The 18,035-nt window shown below is 58.4% G+C and carries 15 protein-coding genes; all 15 read left to right on the top strand.

Translation table 11 applies throughout. From position 1 onward, the window contains the following. Positions 1 to 31 precede the first annotated feature (31 nt). The 15 genes from purE (at position 32) to ACP26L_RS32835 (ending at position 17,826) form a co-directional block, all read left to right on the top strand. Complete coding sequence (purE, locus tag ACP26L_RS32905; protein ID WP_426449815.1) at positions 32 to 517, top strand: 5-(carboxyamino)imidazole ribonucleotide mutase; 486 nt, start codon at positions 32 to 34, stop codon at positions 515 to 517. Next, complete coding sequence (purK, locus tag ACP26L_RS32900; protein WP_426449814.1) at positions 514 to 1,710, top strand: 5-(carboxyamino)imidazole ribonucleotide synthase; 1,197 nt, start codon at positions 514 to 516, stop codon at positions 1,708 to 1,710. The genes purE and purK overlap by 4 nt, the downstream gene beginning before the upstream one ends. 47 nt (positions 1,711 to 1,757) lie before the next feature. After that, a complete protein-coding gene (gene purB / locus ACP26L_RS32895; protein WP_426449813.1) occupies positions 1,758 to 3,053 on the top strand; it encodes an adenylosuccinate lyase in 1,296 nt (431 codons plus the stop codon). A gap of 44 nt (positions 3,054 to 3,097) precedes the next feature. Next, on the top strand, positions 3,098 to 3,991 hold the full coding sequence (locus ACP26L_RS32890) for a phosphoribosylaminoimidazolesuccinocarboxamide synthase (protein ID WP_426449812.1): 894 nt from the start codon (positions 3,098 to 3,100) through the stop codon (positions 3,989 to 3,991). 115 nt (positions 3,992 to 4,106) lie between these two features. Then, positions 4,107 to 4,352, top strand: a complete 246-nt coding sequence (purS, locus tag ACP26L_RS32885) for a phosphoribosylformylglycinamidine synthase subunit PurS (RefSeq protein WP_013920976.1) — start codon at positions 4,107 to 4,109, stop codon at positions 4,350 to 4,352. A 46-nt stretch (positions 4,353 to 4,398) separates the two neighbouring features. After that, the gene (purQ, locus tag ACP26L_RS32880; protein ID WP_426449811.1) at positions 4,399 to 5,094 is read left to right on the top strand and encodes a phosphoribosylformylglycinamidine synthase subunit PurQ; all 696 of its coding nucleotides are present in this window, start codon (positions 4,399 to 4,401) and stop codon (positions 5,092 to 5,094) included. Continuing rightward, on the top strand, positions 5,072 to 7,318 hold the full coding sequence (gene purL, locus ACP26L_RS32875; protein WP_426449810.1) for a phosphoribosylformylglycinamidine synthase subunit PurL: 2,247 nt from the start codon (positions 5,072 to 5,074) through the stop codon (positions 7,316 to 7,318). Before purQ ends, purL begins: the two co-directional genes overlap by 23 nt. Continuing rightward, positions 7,300 to 8,883: an amidophosphoribosyltransferase gene (gene purF / locus ACP26L_RS32870; protein WP_426449809.1), complete on the top strand. Its 1,584-nt coding sequence runs from the start codon at positions 7,300 to 7,302 to the stop codon at positions 8,881 to 8,883. Before purL ends, purF begins: the two co-directional genes overlap by 19 nt. Positions 8,884 to 9,513: 630 nt before the next feature. Further along, a protein-coding gene (locus ACP26L_RS32865; RefSeq protein ID WP_426449808.1) for an IS3 family transposase occupies positions 9,514 to 10,673 on the top strand; the annotation gives its coding sequence in 2 pieces (ribosomal slippage) (positions 9,514 to 9,769 and positions 9,769 to 10,673; 1,161 coding nt in all). Positions 10,674 to 11,401: 728 nt separating this feature from the next. Continuing rightward, on the top strand, positions 11,402 to 12,445 hold the full coding sequence (gene purM, locus ACP26L_RS32860) for a phosphoribosylformylglycinamidine cyclo-ligase (RefSeq protein ID WP_426449807.1): 1,044 nt from the start codon (positions 11,402 to 11,404) through the stop codon (positions 12,443 to 12,445). After that, entirely contained in the window at positions 12,442 to 13,071 is a 630-nt protein-coding gene (gene purN, locus ACP26L_RS32855) for a phosphoribosylglycinamide formyltransferase (RefSeq protein ID WP_426449806.1), read from the top strand. The genes purM and purN overlap by 4 nt, the downstream gene beginning before the upstream one ends. Further along, a complete protein-coding gene (locus ACP26L_RS32850; protein WP_426449805.1) occupies positions 13,068 to 14,255 on the top strand; it encodes a phosphoribosylaminoimidazolecarboxamide formyltransferase in 1,188 nt (395 codons plus the stop codon). Before purN ends, ACP26L_RS32850 begins: the two co-directional genes overlap by 4 nt. Positions 14,256 to 14,326: 71 nt before the next feature. Further along, the gene (locus ACP26L_RS32845) at positions 14,327 to 15,055 is read left to right on the top strand and encodes an IMP cyclohydrolase (protein ID WP_426449804.1); all 729 of its coding nucleotides are present in this window, start codon (positions 14,327 to 14,329) and stop codon (positions 15,053 to 15,055) included. 12 nt (positions 15,056 to 15,067) lie between these two features. After that, the gene (purD, locus tag ACP26L_RS32840; RefSeq protein ID WP_426449803.1) at positions 15,068 to 16,327 is read left to right on the top strand and encodes a phosphoribosylamine--glycine ligase; all 1,260 of its coding nucleotides are present in this window, start codon (positions 15,068 to 15,070) and stop codon (positions 16,325 to 16,327) included. Positions 16,328 to 16,590: 263 nt separating this feature from the next. Beyond that, positions 16,591 to 17,826: a macrolide family glycosyltransferase gene (locus tag ACP26L_RS32835; RefSeq protein WP_426449802.1), complete on the top strand. Its 1,236-nt coding sequence runs from the start codon at positions 16,591 to 16,593 to the stop codon at positions 17,824 to 17,826. The last annotated feature ends 209 nt before the right edge of the window (positions 17,827 to 18,035 follow it).

Genomic DNA, 18,035 nt, shown 5'->3' with positions numbered 1-18,035 from the left:
ATTGAAAAGCAAGCATATGGAGGGTACCTGAATGTCGGTTCTTGTTGGAGTCATCATGGGAAGCCAGTCGGACTGGGAAACGATGAAGAAAGCGTGCGACGTGCTCGATGAACTCGGGGTTGCATACGAGAAGAAGGTGGTATCGGCCCACCGGACACCGGACCTGATGTTCGAATATGCCGAAACGGCGGCTGAGCGCGGACTGAAGGTCATCATCGCAGGCGCCGGCGGTGCGGCACATCTGCCGGGTATGGTCGCCTCAAAGACCGTTCTGCCGGTTATCGGCGTGCCTGTGAAGACGTCGACCCTGAACGGGCTGGATTCTCTGCTGTCGATCGTGCAGATGCCGGGCGGAATTCCAGTAGCGACGGTAGCGATCGGACAAGCGGGCGCAACCAATGCCGGCCTGCTCGCGGCGCAGATTCTCGGCGCCTTCGACAGCGGAATCCAGCAGCGGGTAACGGAGCGCCGCGAACGCATTGCGAAGTCTGTCATGGAAAGCAGCGTGCTGGAATGACCATGAAGGAAGCGGACAAGAACCGGGCGTACGACCCGCAGCAAGTGACCCCACCCGGATCCGTAATCGGCGTGCTTGGCGGAGGCCAGCTCGGACGAATGCTGGCGCTGGCCGGCAAGGCGATGGGCTATCGTTTCGTGACGCTGGACCCTACGCCGGATGCGCCGTGCGGCCAGGTGGCGGACCGCCAGATCGTGGCGGCGTACGACGACGCGGCGGCCGCACGAATTCTTGCGGAAGAGGCCGACGTTATCACCTACGAATTCGAGAACGTCGATGCCGGCGTAACGGAGCTGCTCATGCGGGAGTCCTACGTACCGCAGGGCAGCAAACTGCTCTACACGACGCAGCACCGGCTGCGCGAGAAACGTGCCATTGAAGCCGCAGGCGTCAAGGTGGCGCCGTATGCGGAAGTGACCAGCGCCGCGGAGCTTCGGGAGGCCGTGGAGCGCTTCGGCACGCCCTGCGTGCTGAAGACAGCAACCGGCGGCTACGACGGCAAAGGCCAGTGGGTTATCCGGTCGCTGGACGAAGTCGAAGAGGCATACGTGACGCTGAGCCGGGCTAAGACGGAGCTCGTGCTCGAGCAGTTCATCCGCTTCGAGCGGGAGATCTCCGTGATCGCGGCGAGAAGCCCGCGGGGCGAAGTGAAGGCTTTTCCTCCGGCGGAGAACATTCATGTGAACAACATCCTGCATCTCTCCATTGTTCCCGCCCGAGCGCTGGAAGGCGTACTGAAGCGGGCGGAAGAGATGGCACTGCAGATCGCCGAGAAGCTGGATGTCATTGGGCTGATCGCCGTGGAAATGTTCCTTACCGCGGACGGCGAGTTGTTCGTTAATGAATTGGCACCGCGGCCGCACAATTCCGGCCACTATACAATGGAAGCATGCCGGACCTCCCAGTTCGAGCAGCATCTGAGAGCGGTGTGCAACCTGCCTCTCGGGGATCCGTCGCTGCTGACGCCGGTCGTTATGGTGAACGTGCTGGGCGAGCATGTAGCGCCGCTGCTGGAGTGGATCCAGAATCCCGAATCGCAGAGCGCGGTACCGGGTGTGACCGCCAAGCTTCATCTGTATGGCAAAGAGGAAGCAAAGGCGGGCCGCAAAATGGGCCATGTGAATCTGCTGGCGGACCGGGCGGAGGATGCCTTCCGCTGGATAGAGCTGTCAGGTGTATGGGAGTCTAAATAGAAGCAGCAGAGCAAGTCAAAGAGCAGATACCGGAGGTATGGGGAATCATGATCGATCGTTATACAAGACCCGAAATGGGCGGCATTTGGACGGAAGAAAACAAATTCAAGGCTTGGCTCGAAGTCGAGATTCTTTCCTGCGAGGCATGGGCGGAGCTTGGTGTCATTCCGAAGGAAGACGTAGCGGAGCTGCGGAAGAACGCAAGCTTCGATATCGACCGGATCTACGAGATCGAGCTGGAGACACGCCATGACGTGATTGCCTTCACGCGCGCGGTATCCGAGAAAGTGGGCCCTGAGCGCAAGTGGGTGCACTACGGTCTGACTTCCACGGACGTCGTCGATACGGCTCTTGGCTACCTGCTGAGACAGGCGAACGAGATCATCGAGAAGGACATCGTGAACTTCATCGAGATCCTTAAGGACAAAGCGATGGCTTACAAGGATACCCCGATGATGGGCCGTACCCACGGCGTTCACGCCGAGCCGACCACCTTTGGTCTCAAGATGGCCCTGTGGTACGAAGAGATGAAACGGAACCTGGAGCGTTTCCGCTTCGCGGCGGACGGCGTCCAGTTCGGCAAAATCTCGGGCGCCGTAGGCACCTACGCGAACATCGATCCATTCATCGAGGAGTACGTGTGCGGCAAGCTCGGCACGAAGCCGGCGCCGATCTCGACCCAGACGCTGCAGCGTGACCGTCACGCCGAGTATATGGCGACGCTGGCGCTCATCGCGACCTCGCTGGACAAGTTCGCGACGGAAATCCGCGCCCTGCAGAAGAGTGAGTTCCGCGAAGTGGAAGAGCCGTTCGCGAAGGGCCAGAAGGGCTCCTCGGCCATGCCGCACAAGCGCAACCCGATCGGCTGTGAGAGCATCTCGGGTCTGGCCCGTGTCATCCGCGGCCACATGGTCTCCGCTTACGAGAATGTCACTCTGTGGCATGAGCGCGATATCTCGCACTCTTCCGTGGAGCGGATCATTCTGCCGGATTCGACGATTCTGCTGAACTACATGCTGAACCGCCTCGGCAACATCATCAAAAACCTGACGGTGTTCCCGGAGAACATGAAGCGCAACATGCAGAGTACATACGGGGTTCCCTTCTCGGGCCGCGTCATGACGAAGCTGATCGACAAAGGGCTCTCCCGCGAGCAGGCTTACGATACGGTGCAGCCGCGGGCCATGCAGGCATGGGAAGAGCAGCGCTCGTTCCGTGACATTGTGGAGAATACGCCGGCGATCCGGGAGTACCTCAGCCTGGAAGAGATTGAGGATGCATTCAATCCAAGCTGGCATCTGAAGCATGTCGATACAATTTTCAAACGTCTGGGCTTGAGCTAAGAAGTCCGTTAGAAGCCAAGGCATACGGGGAGGCGGGGGAAACCATGAAGGAAGCGTCAACGATCGCAATTTCCAGCGCGCAAGAGTATATCAAGGCGCCGCTGCTCTATAAAGGCAAGGTCCGCGAGATTTACGGTCTCGGCGACCATTACCTCATCGCGGTATCGGACCGGATCTCGGCATTCGACTGGGTGCTGAGCCCGGCGGTGCCGGACAAGGGGAACGTGCTCAACACGCTTAGCAAGTTCTGGTTCGATCAGACGACCGAGATTATCGACAACCATGTGGTGCATGCAGACGTGGATCTGCTGGGCGACATCATCACGGACCGGGAGATCATGAAGGACCGGTTCATGGTGACCAAAAAAGCAGAGCGTATCGACATCGAGTGCGTGGTCCGCGGATACATCACGGGCGGCGGCTGGAGACAGTACCAGCAGACGGGCGAGATCAACGGCCACAAGCTGCCTGCAGGCCTGCGCAAGAACCAGCGCTTCGAGCAGCCGATCTTCACGCCGGCGGCGAAGAACGATGTCGGCCACGATGAGGACATCTCCATCGAGCGCATGAAAGAGCTCGTCGGCGCCGAGCTGACCGAGCAGCTGCAGGCGAAGAGCCTTCAGCTGTACAACTACGCTCACGCCTTCTGCCAGGACCGCGGCATTATTCTCGCCGACACCAAATTCGAATTCGGCCTGATCGACGGTGAAATCATACTCATTGACGAAATCTTCACTCCGGATTCATCGAGATTCTGGGCGAAGGACAAGTACGAGCTCGATACCGAAATCGACTCCATGGACAAAGAGCCGGTGCGGAGCTATCTGGCCAGCACGGACTGGGATAAGAACAGCGAGCCTGCTCCGCTTCCTGCAGAAGTAGTGGAAGAGACAAGCCGGCGCTACCGCGAAATTTATAACCGCTTGGTTTTGGGATAAAACGCATGACTGCAGCCCGGACTTCGGTCCGGGGGAGCAGATGCAAGATGGACACGCAGTACGTAAGGTGAGAGAGCAAACGGACATTTTTCATACCCTTGGGAGGTACTATTCGATGTTAAAAGCGACCGTATATGTGACGATTAAGCAAAGCGTACTGGACGTACAAGGAACGGCGGTGCAGGGCGCGCTGCACTCCATGGGCTTCGACGAAGTGGACAAGGTGCGGATCGGCAAGTACCTGGAAGTGGAACTGAACACGGACAACCGCGCTGCTGCGGAAGAGCGCCTCAAAGCCATGTGCGAGAAGCTGCTCGCGAACACGGTCATCGAAGACTACCGCTACGAGCTGAGCGAATAGGAGCCGGCCGGCTACCTTTTAACAAGGATTAGGGAGGACAACAATCATGAATTTTGCGGTTCTGGTGTTTCCCGGCTCCAACTGTGATATCGACTGCTACAAAGCGGTGGAAGACACAGTAGGCCAGCCCGTGGACTATGTATGGCATACCGAGACGGATCTCTCCAAATACGACTGTATTATCATACCGGGCGGCTTCTCCTACGGAGACTACCTGCGCTGCGGCGCAATCGCCCAATTTGCACCGGTTATGAAGGCTCTCCGTGAAGCGGCGGAGCAGGGCAAGTACATCCTCGGCATCTGCAACGGCTTCCAGATTCTGCTCGAATCCGGCCTGCTGCCGGGCGCAATGCTGCGCAACGAGTCGCTGAAATTCCGCTGTCATGCGTCGATGCTGTCTGTTGTTAACACGGATACCCCGTTCACCAAAGAGTACAAGCAGGACGAGCTCATCAACATCCCGATCGCGCACGGCGAAGGCAACTATTACTGTGACGAAGCGGCGCTGGCCGAGCTCAAAGCAAACAACCAGATCGTGTTCCGTTACGAAGCAGGCAACAACCCGAACGGCTCGGTTGACGATATCGCAGGCATCTGCAGCAAGGGCGGCAATGTCCTCGGCATGATGCCGCATCCGGAACGTGCCGTGTCGACGCTGCTCGGTTCCGAAGACGGCAAGCGGATGTTTACATCGATTTTAAGCACTTGGAGGGAAAAACATGGCGCAGCAGCTATCGGTTAAGGAACCAACGGCAGAACAGATTCAGGAACAGAAAATCTACAAGCAGTTCGGTGTCTCCGATGCCGAGTACGACCTCATCTGCGGTTTCCTCGGACGGAAGCCGAACTATGTGGAGATCGGCGTATTCTCCGTCATGTGGTCGGAGCACTGCTCTTACAAGAACTCCAAAGCGGTACTGCGCAAGTTCCCGACGACCGGCGAACGTGTCCTGATGGGACCGGGCGAAGGCGCGGGTATCGTGGATATCGGTGACAACCAGGCGGTTGTGTTCAAAATTGAAAGCCATAACCATCCTTCCGCGGTGGAACCATACCAAGGGGCGGCAACGGGCGTAGGCGGGATTATCCGGGACATTTTCTCCATGGGTGCCCGTCCGGTAGCTGTGCTGAACTCCCTGCGTTTCGGTCGTCTGACGAATGACCGTGTGAAATACCTCTTCGAGCACGTCGTATCCGGGATCGCGGGCTACGGCAACTGCATCGGCATTCCGACGGTCGGCGGCGAAGTGATGTTCGATGAGAGCTACGAGGGCAACCCGCTCGTTAACGCCATGTGCGTCGGCATCATCGACCACGACAAGATTCAGAAGGGCGTAGCCAAAGGCGTAGGCAACCCGGTCTTCTATGTGGGCCCGGCAACGGGACGCGACGGGATTCACGGGGCGACCTTCGCATCCGAGGACCTCACGGCCGAGTCCGAAGCGAAGCGTTCGGCGGTGCAGGTGGGCGATCCGTTCATGGAGAAGCTCGTACTCGAGGCGTGCCTGGAGCTGATCGATTCCGGCATCGTCGTAGGGATCCAGGACATGGGCGCAGCGGGTCTGACGTGTTCCTCGTCCGAGATGGCGAGCAAAGCGGGCAACGGCATGGAGCTGTACCTCGACGAGGTGCCGCAGCGTGAGGAAGGCATGACGCCTTACGAGATGATGCTCTCCGAGTCCCAGGAGCGGATGCTGTTCGTCGTGAAGCCGGAGCATGAGGAGCAGGCCAAAGCGATCTTTGAGCGCTGGGGACTGCACTGCGCGAAGGTAGGTAAGGTAACGGACGACGGCAACCTGAAGCTGTACCACAAGGGCGAGCTTGTCGGCGACATGCCGGTAACGGCGCTGGTCGACGAGTGCCCGATGTACAACAAGCCTTCCTCGGTACCGGCGTACTACGAAGCGAATGCTTCGGTCGATACGACTGCTTATCCGGAAGTGGCCGATCTGAACGGTGCCCTGAAGCAGGTGCTGGCTTCGCCTACGGTAGCGAGCAAAGAGTGGGTTTACAACCAGTACGATTACATGGTACGTACCTCCACAGCGGTTCAGCCCGGTTCTGATGCAGCCGTTGTGACGATCCGCGGCTCCCGCAAGGCGCTGTCGATGTCGACGGACTGCAACGGCCGTTACGTGTACCTCGATCCGGAAGTGGGCGGGAAGATCGCCGTTGCGGAAGCGGCGCGTAACAACGTATGCTCCGGTGCAGAGCCGCTGGCAATCACGGACAACCTCAACTTCGGTTCGCCGGAGAAGCCAGAGATCTTCTGGCAGCTGGAGAAATCCGTAGACGGTATGGCTGAAGCCTGCCGCAAGCTGAACACGCCGGTCATCGGCGGCAACGTGTCGCTGTACAACGAGAACGCGCGCGGCGCGATCTATCCGACGCCGGTTGTCGGCATGGTGGGTCTCGTGCATGACACGGACCATATCACGACGCAGGGCTTCAAGAACGAAGGCGACATCGTCCTGCTGCTCGGCGAGACGAAGGCGGAGCTTGGCGGCAGTGAGTTCCAATACGTCGTTCATGGCGTAACGGAAGGCCGTCCTCCACAGATCGACCTCGATGTGGAGAAGACGCTGCTGGATACGGTGCTGGGTGCAATTCAGAAAGGCCTCGTCGCTTCGGCGCATGACCTGTCCGACGGCGGTCTGGCTGTAGCGCTGGCCGAAAGCTGCATCAGCGGCCGTCTGGGCGCGAACGTGAACCTGACGACGGACCTGCGTGCGGACATCGCCCTGTTCAGTGAGAGCCAATCCCGCCTGCTGCTTAGCGCGGCACCGGAGAAGGCGTCCGAGCTGGAAGCGGTGCTGAAGGCAGCCGGCGTTCCGGTACAAGTGATCGGTAAAGTAGAAGGTTCGTCTCTGCAGGTGCAGGTGAACGGCAGTGCGGCTGTTGATGCGGCTGTGTCCGAGCTGCACCAAGTTTGGAAGGATGCGATTCCATGTCTGATGAACGCGTAGTTTCCGGACAGGAACGATTAGATATAAATGAGGATGCGAAAGGTCTGGTGACGGGAATGCGGCAAGACGGCAAGGGTCAAGGGCAACATGATGGTGCGTTCCCTCTCTGGACCGGAGCGTATTACAACGAAGGCATAGGGGCAGGCCCGAACGGCCTGTCCGACAAGCTGGGAGAAGAGTGCGGCGTATTCGGGGTGTTCGGTCACCCCGAGGCTGCCAATCTCTCGTATTACGGTCTTCATGCCCTGCAGCACCGGGGGCAGGAGAGTGCCGGCATCTGTGTGGCGGGCGAGGATGCGTTCAACTATCACCGCGGCATGGGTCTGGTCAAGGAAGTGTTCAACAACGATAACCTGGGACCGATGGTCGGCTCCTATGCGATCGGCCATGTACGCTACTCGACAGCCGGGGAGAGCAAGCTGGCCAATGCCCAGCCGCTCGTGTTCAAGTACCGCGAGGGCGATCTTGCCATCGCAACGAACGGGAACCTGACGAACGCGCCGGATATCAAGAAGCGTCTCGAGCGGGAAGGGTCGATCTTCCAGACGACCAGCGATACGGAAGTCGTGGCGCACCTGATTGCCCGCTCGAAGCACGATGACATCGTCGAAGCGGTCCGTGACGCGCTGCTGCAGATTGAAGGCGCGTATGCGTTTCTGTTCCTGACGCGGGACAAGCTCATTGTGGCGCGAGATCCGCACGGCCTGCGGCCGTTCGTGATGGGCCGTCTGGGTGACGGGTATCTGTTCGCTTCGGAGTCCTGTGCGTTCGATACCGTCGGTGGTCTGTATGAGCGTGACATTCAGCCAGGCGAGCTGCTGATCCTCAATCAGCGGACGGGCGAGCTGACGCACGACCGTTTCGCCGAAGGCAAGCAGCGGGCCGTCTGTGCGATGGAGTATATCTACTTCGCGCGGCCGGACAGTGACATCGACGAGGTGAACATCCACTCCGCGCGCAAGCGGATGGGACGCCAGCTGGCGATCGAGTCGTTCGTCGATGCGGATATCGTCACCGGCGTGCCGGACTCGAGCATCTCGGCGGCGATCGGGTATGCGGAGCAGACGGGCATCCCTTACGAGCTCGGGCTGATCAAGAACCGCTACACGGGCCGGACGTTCATCCAGCCGAGCCAGGAGCTGCGGGAGCAGGGCGTGAAGATGAAGCTGTCTGCGGTGCGCAGCATCGTGCAGGGCAAGCGCGTCGTCATGATCGACGACTCGATCGTGCGCGGCACGACGTCTCTGCGGATCGTGAACATGCTTCGCGAAGCAGGCGCGACCGAGGTGCACGTGCGGATCTCTTCGCCGCCGTTCCAGAACCCGTGCTTCTATGGGATCGATACGCCCAACCGTGAAGAGCTGATTGCTGCTGTGAAGTCGGTCGAGGAGATTCGCAAGGCGATCAACGCGGACTCGCTGCACTTCCTGAGCCAAGAAGGGCTCGTGAACTCGATCGGCGGACCGGAGGGCGAGATCAACCGCGGCCACTGCACGGCGTGCTTTGACAACCGCTATCCGACGGCGATCCCGGAGGATGCGAAGATCGGCTGCGGCTGCGATTAAGCGGCTTGCAGAGCTAGACGCGGGTGAGCGGCGGGGAGTCGCAGGCAAGCGGTGAAGGCCGTAGCGGCGAGGCAGCGGCTAAGAGCGAGCCGGCTCTCTCAGTGCTTGGAGCAGGGGGAGTCGGACTGGTTGGCCGAGGGTAAAGCCTGTCCAAGCGTGCTGGGAGCGACGCGTGCTCGAATGCCGTATTCCGCTAGCTTGGGGCAATGAGTCAGCTGCGCATAAGTGCTGGGAGCAGCGGTGAGCAGGATAAGACTAGCCGCGGGTAAGGGCTGTCTCTCCATGCTGCAAAGCCGCCGGGAAGCCGGGCTTGGGTCTCAAGGCAGGTTAGTCCGTGGGTGAATGCATAAGGGCTAGCAGCTGCCTCGGTGAACTGACTCGCCTTGATGAAGCAGCCGCGGGAGTCAGCAAGTCGGGGAGCGTCCATTGCATGAAGTGCGTGGCAGCAATGGAGGCGTGGAGTAAATAACGGAACTATGATTCGCTAATCGCTCAATTGGCGAGCACGATAGCCGAATAGCGGAACTCAGATGCTCTATTTGGGCCGGTGTGGATGTAGACTAAACGGTGGACACAACTTAAGGAACGACCTTTATAATAAAGACAAACGAACAAAGGTCGAGGTGTGCCATGAGTCAGCAACGGGAGAGTTACGACAGTGAGTTTAAGAAAAAAACGGTGGAGCATATAGAGAAGGAGGGGAAGAAGCCAATTGAGATTGCCCGGGAACTTGGGATTCCGAAAAGTACCTTAAGCCGCTGGATCAAACAGTACGGGAAAAGTGCGGCTTCGGAACAATCACAAGTCTTTGTGGATTACGAACGACTAAAGAAGTTGGAGCAGCAAACCCGCGAACTGCAAGAGGAGAACGAAATCTTAAAAAAGGCAATGCACTTCTTCACGAAAGACCGGCACTGATTTTTTCGTTTATTCATAAACACCGCTTCCAGTACCGTGTCGAGAAGATGTGCTCCGTTTTACAAGTATCCAGAAGCGGCTATTACAAGTGGGTAAAACACCAGCCTAGTAAACGGGAAAAGCACCGGATGTGGCTGAAAAAACGCATCCGGCATCACTTTTACCGTTTGAAGAAGCGCCCCGGCAGCCCCGTGATTACTGCGATTCTGCAAGAGGAAGACGGTTGTGCTGTATCCTCAAAAACGGTCAGTCGCCTTATGAAAGAGATGGGTCTTAAGTCGATTACGGTTGGAAAATACAAAGCAACGACCAATTCCAACCACAACATGCCTGTTCATGACAATATCCTAAATCAGCAGTTTAAAGTGGAGGCACCCAACAAGGTCTGGGTAACAGATATTACTTATGTCGCCACTGGCGAAGGCTGGCTATATTTAGCCAGTGTGATGGACTTATATTCACGTAAAATCGTAGGCTGGGCTACAGGCGCGCGGATGACCAGGGAGCTCGTGATCGATGCCCTGGAGCTTGCTTACAAGCGCCAGAAACCGGCCCCTGGCTTGATCCACCACTCCGACCGCGGATCTCAGTATGCAAGCGGTGATTACCAAGAACGGCTGGCAGGCTACTTCATGACCGGCAGCATGAGTCGAAAAGGTAACTGCTATGATAATGCGTGTATCGAGTCTTTTCACAGTACATTGAAAAAAGAACTTGTGTACCAAACCAAGTTTAAAACTCGTAAGCAAGCAGCCGATGAACTCTATAATTACATCGAGTTTTACTACAACCGAACACGGCGTCACTCCACTTTGGGTTATAAAACGCCTCATCGCTTTGAACAGATGTACCATGAACAAAGAGCAGCTTAGCCTTAAAGGGTTCCTTCATTTTGTGTCTACTTTATTGACAGAAGTCCAGTGGTGAGCCTAAGAGGCCTCTGGGAGCCCCATAAGGAACCTGAGTTCCGCTATTCCGGAAATTTACCCTGGAATCGGGTGAATAAGGAATCTCAGTTCCGCTATTTGCTTTCTATGCTTTTTGAATGGGTAAGCGGGTACGAACGGAACTTCGTAAGAAGGCATCAGAGCTACATCGGCGGCCTTCCGTCCGCGGTGGGCTCTTCCCGAGCAGCATGACAGTGGCGTCCCAACTGCGGTAAGCCTTTCAAGCATGCGCTGATGCATCCAGGGTAGGCCCCGCTCGTGATGAACGGCAGTGGCGCGGCAGGCTCAGGCAGCACATCTGTGGTTGCCCCGTCCGCGGCAGAGACGTCCATGACAGCTTCTCTAGTCCTATATCTGCGCTTAGAGATGCACAGCGTTTAACCAACTTCACAACCCGAGCGGCCGCCGCACAGCGCGGCCGCCTTATCATTAACCAAACGCCGAATTCCAAGGCGTAAATCTTTTGACCCAACTGGCTTGGGCGGGAGGCTCGAATGTTTGCCGGAGAGTTTACGTGCCGCCTTTGAACCGGAGTTCTTACCGACAGGTAAGTTCATTAGGAACTCCGGTTCAACAGCGGCCGAAGGCAAATCATACGATGCCGGAGCCCCGCACCAGCCCAGGGGTCAACCATTTCCGGGGAGGAAAACCAAGTGTCCGATGCATATAAACAAGCCGGCGTGGATATCGCGGCAGGCAACGAAGCGGTAGAACGCATGAAGAAACACGTCAAAACCACGTTCCGTCCCGAGGTGCTCACCGAGCTCGGCGGGTTCGGCGGCCTGTTCGGCCTGAACAAAGACAAGTACGAGGAGCCGGTCCTCGTGTCCGGTACGGACGGGGTAGGGACGAAGCTGAAGCTGGCTTTTGCCATGGACAAGCATGACACAATCGGGATCGACGCGGTAGCGATGTGCGTGAACGATATCATCGTGCAGGGCGCGGAGCCGCTCTTTTTCCTCGACTACCTGGCGTGCGACAAGGTCATCCCGGAGAAAATCGAAGCGATCGTCAAAGGCATCAGCGACGGCTGTGTACAAGCCGGCTGTGCGCTGATCGGCGGCGAAACGGCGGAGATGCCGGGCATGTACAGCGAAGGCGAATATGACATCGCGGGCTTCACGGTCGGCATCGTCGACAAGAAGAAGATCATCGACGGTTCGACGATCCGTCCGGGCGACGTCGTCCTGGGACTGCCGTCGAGTGGCATTCACAGCAACGGCTTCTCGCTGGTCCGCCGCCTGCTGCTGGAGCAGAAGGGCTACAAGCTGGACCAGGCGCTGGAAGCGCTCGAAGGCAAGAAGCTCGGCGATGTGCTCATCGAGCCGACCCGGATCTACGTGAAGACGATTCTCTCGCTGCTCGAGAAGGTTCAGATCAAAGGGATGGCGCACATCACAGGAGGCGGCTTCCTGGAGAACATCCCGCGTGTGCTGCCGAAGAACGTCAACGCCCACATCCAGTATGGCTCCTGGCCGATTCTGCCGATTTTCCACCTGATGCAGCAGGATGGCTCGATCTCCAACAATGACATGTTCCGTACCTTCAACATGGGCATCGGCATGGTTATCGTCGTCTCTGCCGAGGAAGCGGAAGCGACCCTGGCCGCAGCACGCGAGCTGGGCGAGAGCATTTACCGTCTGGGCGACATTACTGCCGGCGAAGGCATCGTGACCTTCGAAGGAGCGGAAGTATGATTGAACGGCTGCGCATTGCCGTGTTCGCCTCGGGAAGCGGCTCTAACTTCCAGGCGCTGACGGACGCAGTCCAATCCGGGAAGCTCGATGCCGACATCGAGCTTCTCGTCTGTGATAAGCCAGAAGCGCCTGTCGTACAGCGTGCGGAAGCGGCAGGGATCGAGACGTTCCTCTTCCGCCCGAAGGACTATCCTTCCCGCGAAGCTTATGAGGCTGAGATTCTGGAGCGGCTGCGGGACAAAAAGATCGGGCTCGTCGTGCTCGCCGGGTATATGCGTATTCTGACGCATGTGCTCGTCGACGCCTACTGGGGCCGGATGATCAACGTGCATCCGTCGCTGCTGCCTTCTTTTCCGGGACTGCATGCGGTCCGGCAAGCCTTGAACCACGGGGTGAAGATCACTGGGGTGACCGTTCATATCGTGGACGGAGGACTCGACAGCGGTCCGATTCTGGCCCAGCGGGCGCTTGCGATCGGCCCGGAGGACACGGAAGATACCTTGGCCGAACGCATTCATGAGATCGAACACGAGCTGTACCCTCGGGTGGTCCAGGCGATCGCGGACGGCAGTATCAAGCTAGACGATATCGCAACGAGCAAAGAGAAGGATGGGATGAAATCATGAGCCAGACCACGAATCAGAAACATGAAATCGAGCTTCGCTACGGGATGAACCCGCATCAGAAGCAGGCGAAGCTGATCAGCGAAGGCAACCTGCCGATCACCGTCGTGAACGGCGATCCGGGCTTCATCAACCTCTTGGATGCCCTGAACGGCTTCCAGCTGGCACGGGAGCTTCGCCGTGCAACAGGCCTTCCGGCTGCTGCGTCGTTCAAGCACGTGTCTCCAGCCGGTGCTGCGGTTGCTGCGCCCCTGACTCCTGAGCTCGCAAAAGCCTACTTCGTAGAAGGCCTCGAGCTGTCTCCTCTGGCTACGGCGTATGCCCGTGCCCGCGGGGCGGACCGCATGTCTTCCTTCGGCGATGCCGTGGCCCTCAGCGACGTCGTGGACGCTTCCACCGCGCTGCTGCTGAAGCGTGAAGTATCCGATCTCGTGGTGGCTCCTGGCTACACGCCGGAAGCTCTCGAAATCCTCAAGGCGAAGAAGAACGGCGGCTACCTCATGCTGCAAATCGATCCGGAGTATGTGCCGAATCCGGTGGAGACGCGCACGCTGTTCGGCCTGACCCTTCAGCAGGAGCGCAACGACGCGGTCATTGATGCCTCCGCTCTGGAGCGCATCGTGACCGAGAATAAGGATCTGCCTGAGAACGCGAAGCGGGATCTGCTCATTGCTCTCGTAACGCTCAAATATACGCAGTCGAACTCCATCTGCTACACCCTGGACGGCCAGACGATCGGGATCGGCGCCGGCCAGCAGTCCCGGATTCACTGCACACGCCTGGCGGGCGACAAGGCGGACCGCTGGTACCTCCGTCAGCACCCGACGGCGCTGAACATGAAGTTCCGCCAAGGCCTCTCCCGTGCCGAGCAGAACAACGCCATCGACCTCTGGCTCGAAGAGGAGCTGACTCCGGTGGAGCAGGAGGCTTGGGAAGCGGCCTTCGAGGAAGTGCCTGCCCGTCTGACCCGCGAAGAAAAGCGCGAATGGCTCAAAGGGCTGCAGGGCGTATCCTACGGATCCGATGCCTTCCTGCCGTTCCGTGACAACCTCGACCGGGCAAGCCGCAGCGGCGTGAAATACGTCGTGCAGGCGGGAAGCTCCATGCGCGACGAGGAAGTCGTAAAGGCCGCCAATGATTACGGCATGGTCATGTGCTACTCCGGCGTCCGTCTGTTCCACCACTAGAACCGGGGGCGGCGGCGAGCCGCATACCGAGAACCCTATTTTTTGACTGACCTACTTAGGAGGAGAACGCTGTGACGACAAGAGCCGCTGGAGCGGAACGCTATTTGAAAAGCCTGCAGGAGAACGTCTATCCGGGACGGGGGATCGTCATCGGTCAAACGCCGGACGGCAGCAAGCTGGTCCAGGTGTACTGGATCATGGGCCGCAGCGAGAACAGCCGCAACCGGGTATTCATCCAGGAGGACAACGGCTTCCTGCGCACGGAGGCCAAAGATCCGGCGAAGCTGACCGATCCTTCCCTGATCATCTACTATCCGGTGAAGCACCTGGGCGGGGCCCATATCGTAACGAACGGTGATCAGACCGATACGATTCATGAGGCGCTGGAGCAGGGCGGCACGTTCGAGTCCGCGCTGGCTTTCCGTACGTATGAGCCGGATGCGTCTAACTTCACGCCGCGCATCAGCGGTCTGGTGGACCTGGCAGACGAGCAGTTCGCCTACAAGCTGTCCATCCTGAAGTCGAGCGGCAACACGGAAGATCAGACGCTGCGCCACACGTTCACTTATGAGAAGGCGCTGCCGGGCTACGGCCACTGCATCCACACGTACGCAGGCGACGGCAATCCGCTGCCTTCGTTCCAGGGCGAGCCGCAGCTGGTTCCACTGGCCAACGACGCGCAAACGATCGCTGAGACGTACTGGAACGCGCTCAATGAGGAGAACCGGATTTCGCTGCTCGTGAAGACGATCTCCCTCGAGACAGCGGAAGCCGAGCTGCTCGTCATCAATAAGGAATAGGGGGCACGCAACGTGCGGGTATTGGTTGTAGGCGGCGGTGGCCGCGAGCATGCAATTTGCTGGGCGCTGAAGAAGAGCCCGAAAGTACAGGAGCTGTACTGCGCTCCGGGGAACGGGGGCATTGCTTCGGTAGCGGAGTGCTTGCCGATCGGTGTGCACCAGTTCGAAGAAATCGGGCAGTTCGCCCTCGACAAGAAGATCGATCTCGTGGTCATCGGCCCGGATGATCCGCTGGCTGCTGGGATCGTCGATCATCTGGAACGCAAGAACCTCAAGGTGTTCGGACCCCGTGAGAATGCGGCGATTATCGAAGGCAGCAAGGTCTTCACGAAGCAGCTGCTCAAAAAATACAGCATTCCTACGGCGGCTTACGAGTCGTTCGAGCAGTATGATGCGGCAGCAGCGTATCTCGATCAGTACAAGGCGCCTTACGTGATCAAAGCGGACGGGCTTGCAGCAGGGAAGGGCGTGATTATCGCCCAGTCGAAGGAAGAAGCCGAGAAGGCGCTGCGGGAGATCATGGTCGACAAGATCTTTGGCGAGTCCGGCAACCAGGTGGTCATCGAGGAGTTCCTGACGGGTCAGGAAATGTCGATCCTGGCGTTCGTCGATGGTGAAACCGTGAAACCGATGGCGCCGGCGCAGGATCACAAACCGGTTTTCGACGGCGACAAGGGCCCGAATACGGGCGGCATGGGCACCTACACGCCGCTGCCTCATATTCCGCAGTCGATCATCGATGAAGCGATCGAGACGATCGTGAAGCCGACGGCGAAGGCCATGGTCGCCGAGGGACGTCCGTTCCGCGGCGTCCTGTTCGCAGGCCTCATGATCACGCCGGACGGTCCGAAGACGATCGAGTTCAACGCGCGCTTCGGCGATCCGGAGACACAGGTTGTCCTGCCGAGACTGCAGACCGACCTGCTCGATATTTTCCTGGCGACTGTTGAAGGACGCCTGGAGGAGATCGACATCCAGTGGAGCGACGAGGCTGCGGTCTGCGTCATTCTCGCTTCGGAAGGCTATCCGGGGAACTATCCGAAAGGCCTGCCGATCGAAGGACTCGAGAGCGTGCAGGATGCTATCGTGTTCCATGCGGGAACAGCGATCAAGGACGGAGCCGTCGTCACGAACGGCGGCCGGGTGCTTGGTGTCACGGCCTTAGGCCGCGACATTGCCGAAGCTCGCAGCAAGGCTTATGCCGCTGCAGACGGCATTCGCTTCGCAGGCAAGCACAACCGTACGGATATTGCTAAGAAGGCTTTGGTATAAACAGAAGAGCCGGTTAGGCGGAGACGGAACCCTCGTACTCTGTCGGCTGGCTTTTTTTGCGTATAAGGGAGCAAGTCGGCCGCAGGGAATGAACGAATGGATGAGGAAAGGGATGGCTGCTGCATCGGTGTTGGAGAGGCTGGCACTAGGGTAGGGAAAAGTGGGTGAACAATACTCGGCTTGACGCCAGGGAAGGATGGAGGAGAATTTGACGGTCGGAGTGTGTAGGTATAATATGGAAAATAAGGGAGAGTGAAGAAACCATGGCTCATGTATTGATGATCAATCTGCCGGCGGAGGGGCACGTCAATCCAACGGTAGGCCTCGTTAAGGAACTGACGGCACGAGGCGAACGGGTAACCTATTACTGCACCGAGGATTTCAGGGAAAGGCTCGAAGGAGCTGGCGCAGTTGTCCGGACTTACAAGAATTTTCATCAGGAGTTGATGGGAGCGGGCCGGCCCGGCGCCGAAGGTTTCGATTCAAGGCACATGATGAATTTCATGCTGCATGGCGCGGAACTGATGGTGAGGGCGATTCTTCCCGAAGTACGCCAAGAATCTTACGATTACGTCATCTATGACAGCATGTGCGTGGCTGGCTGGATCATAGCGGATATACTGGGACTGCCGAAGGTGTGCTCCAGCACGACCTTCATGATTGGAGCGGAACTGCAGGAGCGGATGCCTGCGCAGATGAAGGAACGGTTCCAACCGGACCGGGATTCGGAGCTGTATCTGAAGAGTCAGGAGCCGGTAAAGCGGATGGAACAGGAATACGGCCTGGACTTGAGCTCCCTGCAACATGTGGGCGGGATCGTCTCGCATCCGGGTGACCTGTCGGTGGTGTTCACCTCCCGTATGTTTCAATTCGCGGGTGAGCGTTTTGACGAGACGTACCGCTTTGTCGGTCCATCGATTGCCAAGCGGGCGGACAGCGGTGATTTTCCGTTCGACGAGCTCGATGGTCATGCCGTGATTTATATATCGCTCGGCACCGTATTCAATGAGTTGAAAGACTTCTATCGGGCTTGTTTCGACGCCTTCCGGGATGTGGAGGCGAAGGTGGTACTGTCGGTTGGGCGTAAAATCAACCTGGAAGAGCTGCCGGAGCCGCCGGCCAACTTCATCGTCCGTCCTTATGTGCCTCAGCTGGAGGTGCTGCAGCATGCGGATGTGTTCTTCACCCACGGCGGGATGAACAGTACAAGCGAAGGGCTGTATAATGGGGTGCCGCTGGCTGTCCTTCCCGTATCCGCCGACCAGCCGATGGTCGCCGGACGTGTGGCTGAGTTCGGTGCCGGGATCACCCTCGATCACAGCAAGGTAACCCCGCAGCTGCTGCGGGAGACGGCGGAGAAGCTGTTAGGAGATGCCTCATACAAAGAGAAAGCGGAGCAGATCGCGGCTTCCTTCCGGGAGGCGGGCGGCGCTTCGAGAGCGGCGGAGGACATCCTGGCGTGGAGCCGGGCGCTGCAGCCGCAAGTGCCTCAGGGGTAACGAGCGGCCGCTGTATTCTCCAGGAAATGAGTAAGCAGCGGTGGAGCAATCCAGGGTGGACGGGGGCACCGTTCCCGGTCACACACCGGGAGTCGGAACTACCTGCGAACGGTCGATCAGGAGCCTGTAAGTCAGCTCAGCCTCGCGGCCCTTGGAAGAGAAAAGGCCGCTTCTTGCCGGATTCTGCATCATAGAAATTATAGCTGCAG

Source organism: Paenibacillus sp. S-38, assembly GCF_049942825.1.
GTDB lineage: Bacteria > Bacillota > Bacilli > Paenibacillales > NBRC-103111 > Paenibacillus_G.
Note: the sequence above shows the minus strand (reverse complement) of the source record. Positions and strands in the feature narration are given on the sequence as shown.

Bases quoted from the DNA above. Each gene is read 5' to 3' on its own strand.
- purB (WP_426449813.1), top strand. From the start codon at position 1,758: ATGATCGATCGTTATACAAGACCCGAAATGGGCGGCATTTGGACGGAA.
- purN (WP_426449806.1), top strand. From the start codon at position 12,442: ATGATTGAACGGCTGCGCATTGCCGTGTTCGCCTCGGGAAGCGGCTCT.
- purS (WP_013920976.1), top strand. From the start codon at position 4,107: ATGTTAAAAGCGACCGTATATGTGACGATTAAGCAAAGCGTACTGGAC.
- purL (WP_426449810.1), top strand. From the start codon at position 5,072: ATGGCGCAGCAGCTATCGGTTAAGGAACCAACGGCAGAACAGATTCAG.
- purE (WP_426449815.1), top strand. From the start codon at position 32: ATGTCGGTTCTTGTTGGAGTCATCATGGGAAGCCAGTCGGACTGGGAA.
- purQ (WP_426449811.1), top strand. From the start codon at position 4,399: ATGAATTTTGCGGTTCTGGTGTTTCCCGGCTCCAACTGTGATATCGAC.
- ACP26L_RS32850 (WP_426449805.1), top strand. From the start codon at position 13,068: ATGAGCCAGACCACGAATCAGAAACATGAAATCGAGCTTCGCTACGGG.
- purK (WP_426449814.1), top strand. From the start codon at position 514: ATGACCATGAAGGAAGCGGACAAGAACCGGGCGTACGACCCGCAGCAA.
- ACP26L_RS32835 (WP_426449802.1), top strand. From the start codon at position 16,591: ATGGCTCATGTATTGATGATCAATCTGCCGGCGGAGGGGCACGTCAAT.
- ACP26L_RS32890 (WP_426449812.1), top strand. From the start codon at position 3,098: ATGAAGGAAGCGTCAACGATCGCAATTTCCAGCGCGCAAGAGTATATC.
- purF (WP_426449809.1), top strand. From the start codon at position 7,300: ATGTCTGATGAACGCGTAGTTTCCGGACAGGAACGATTAGATATAAAT.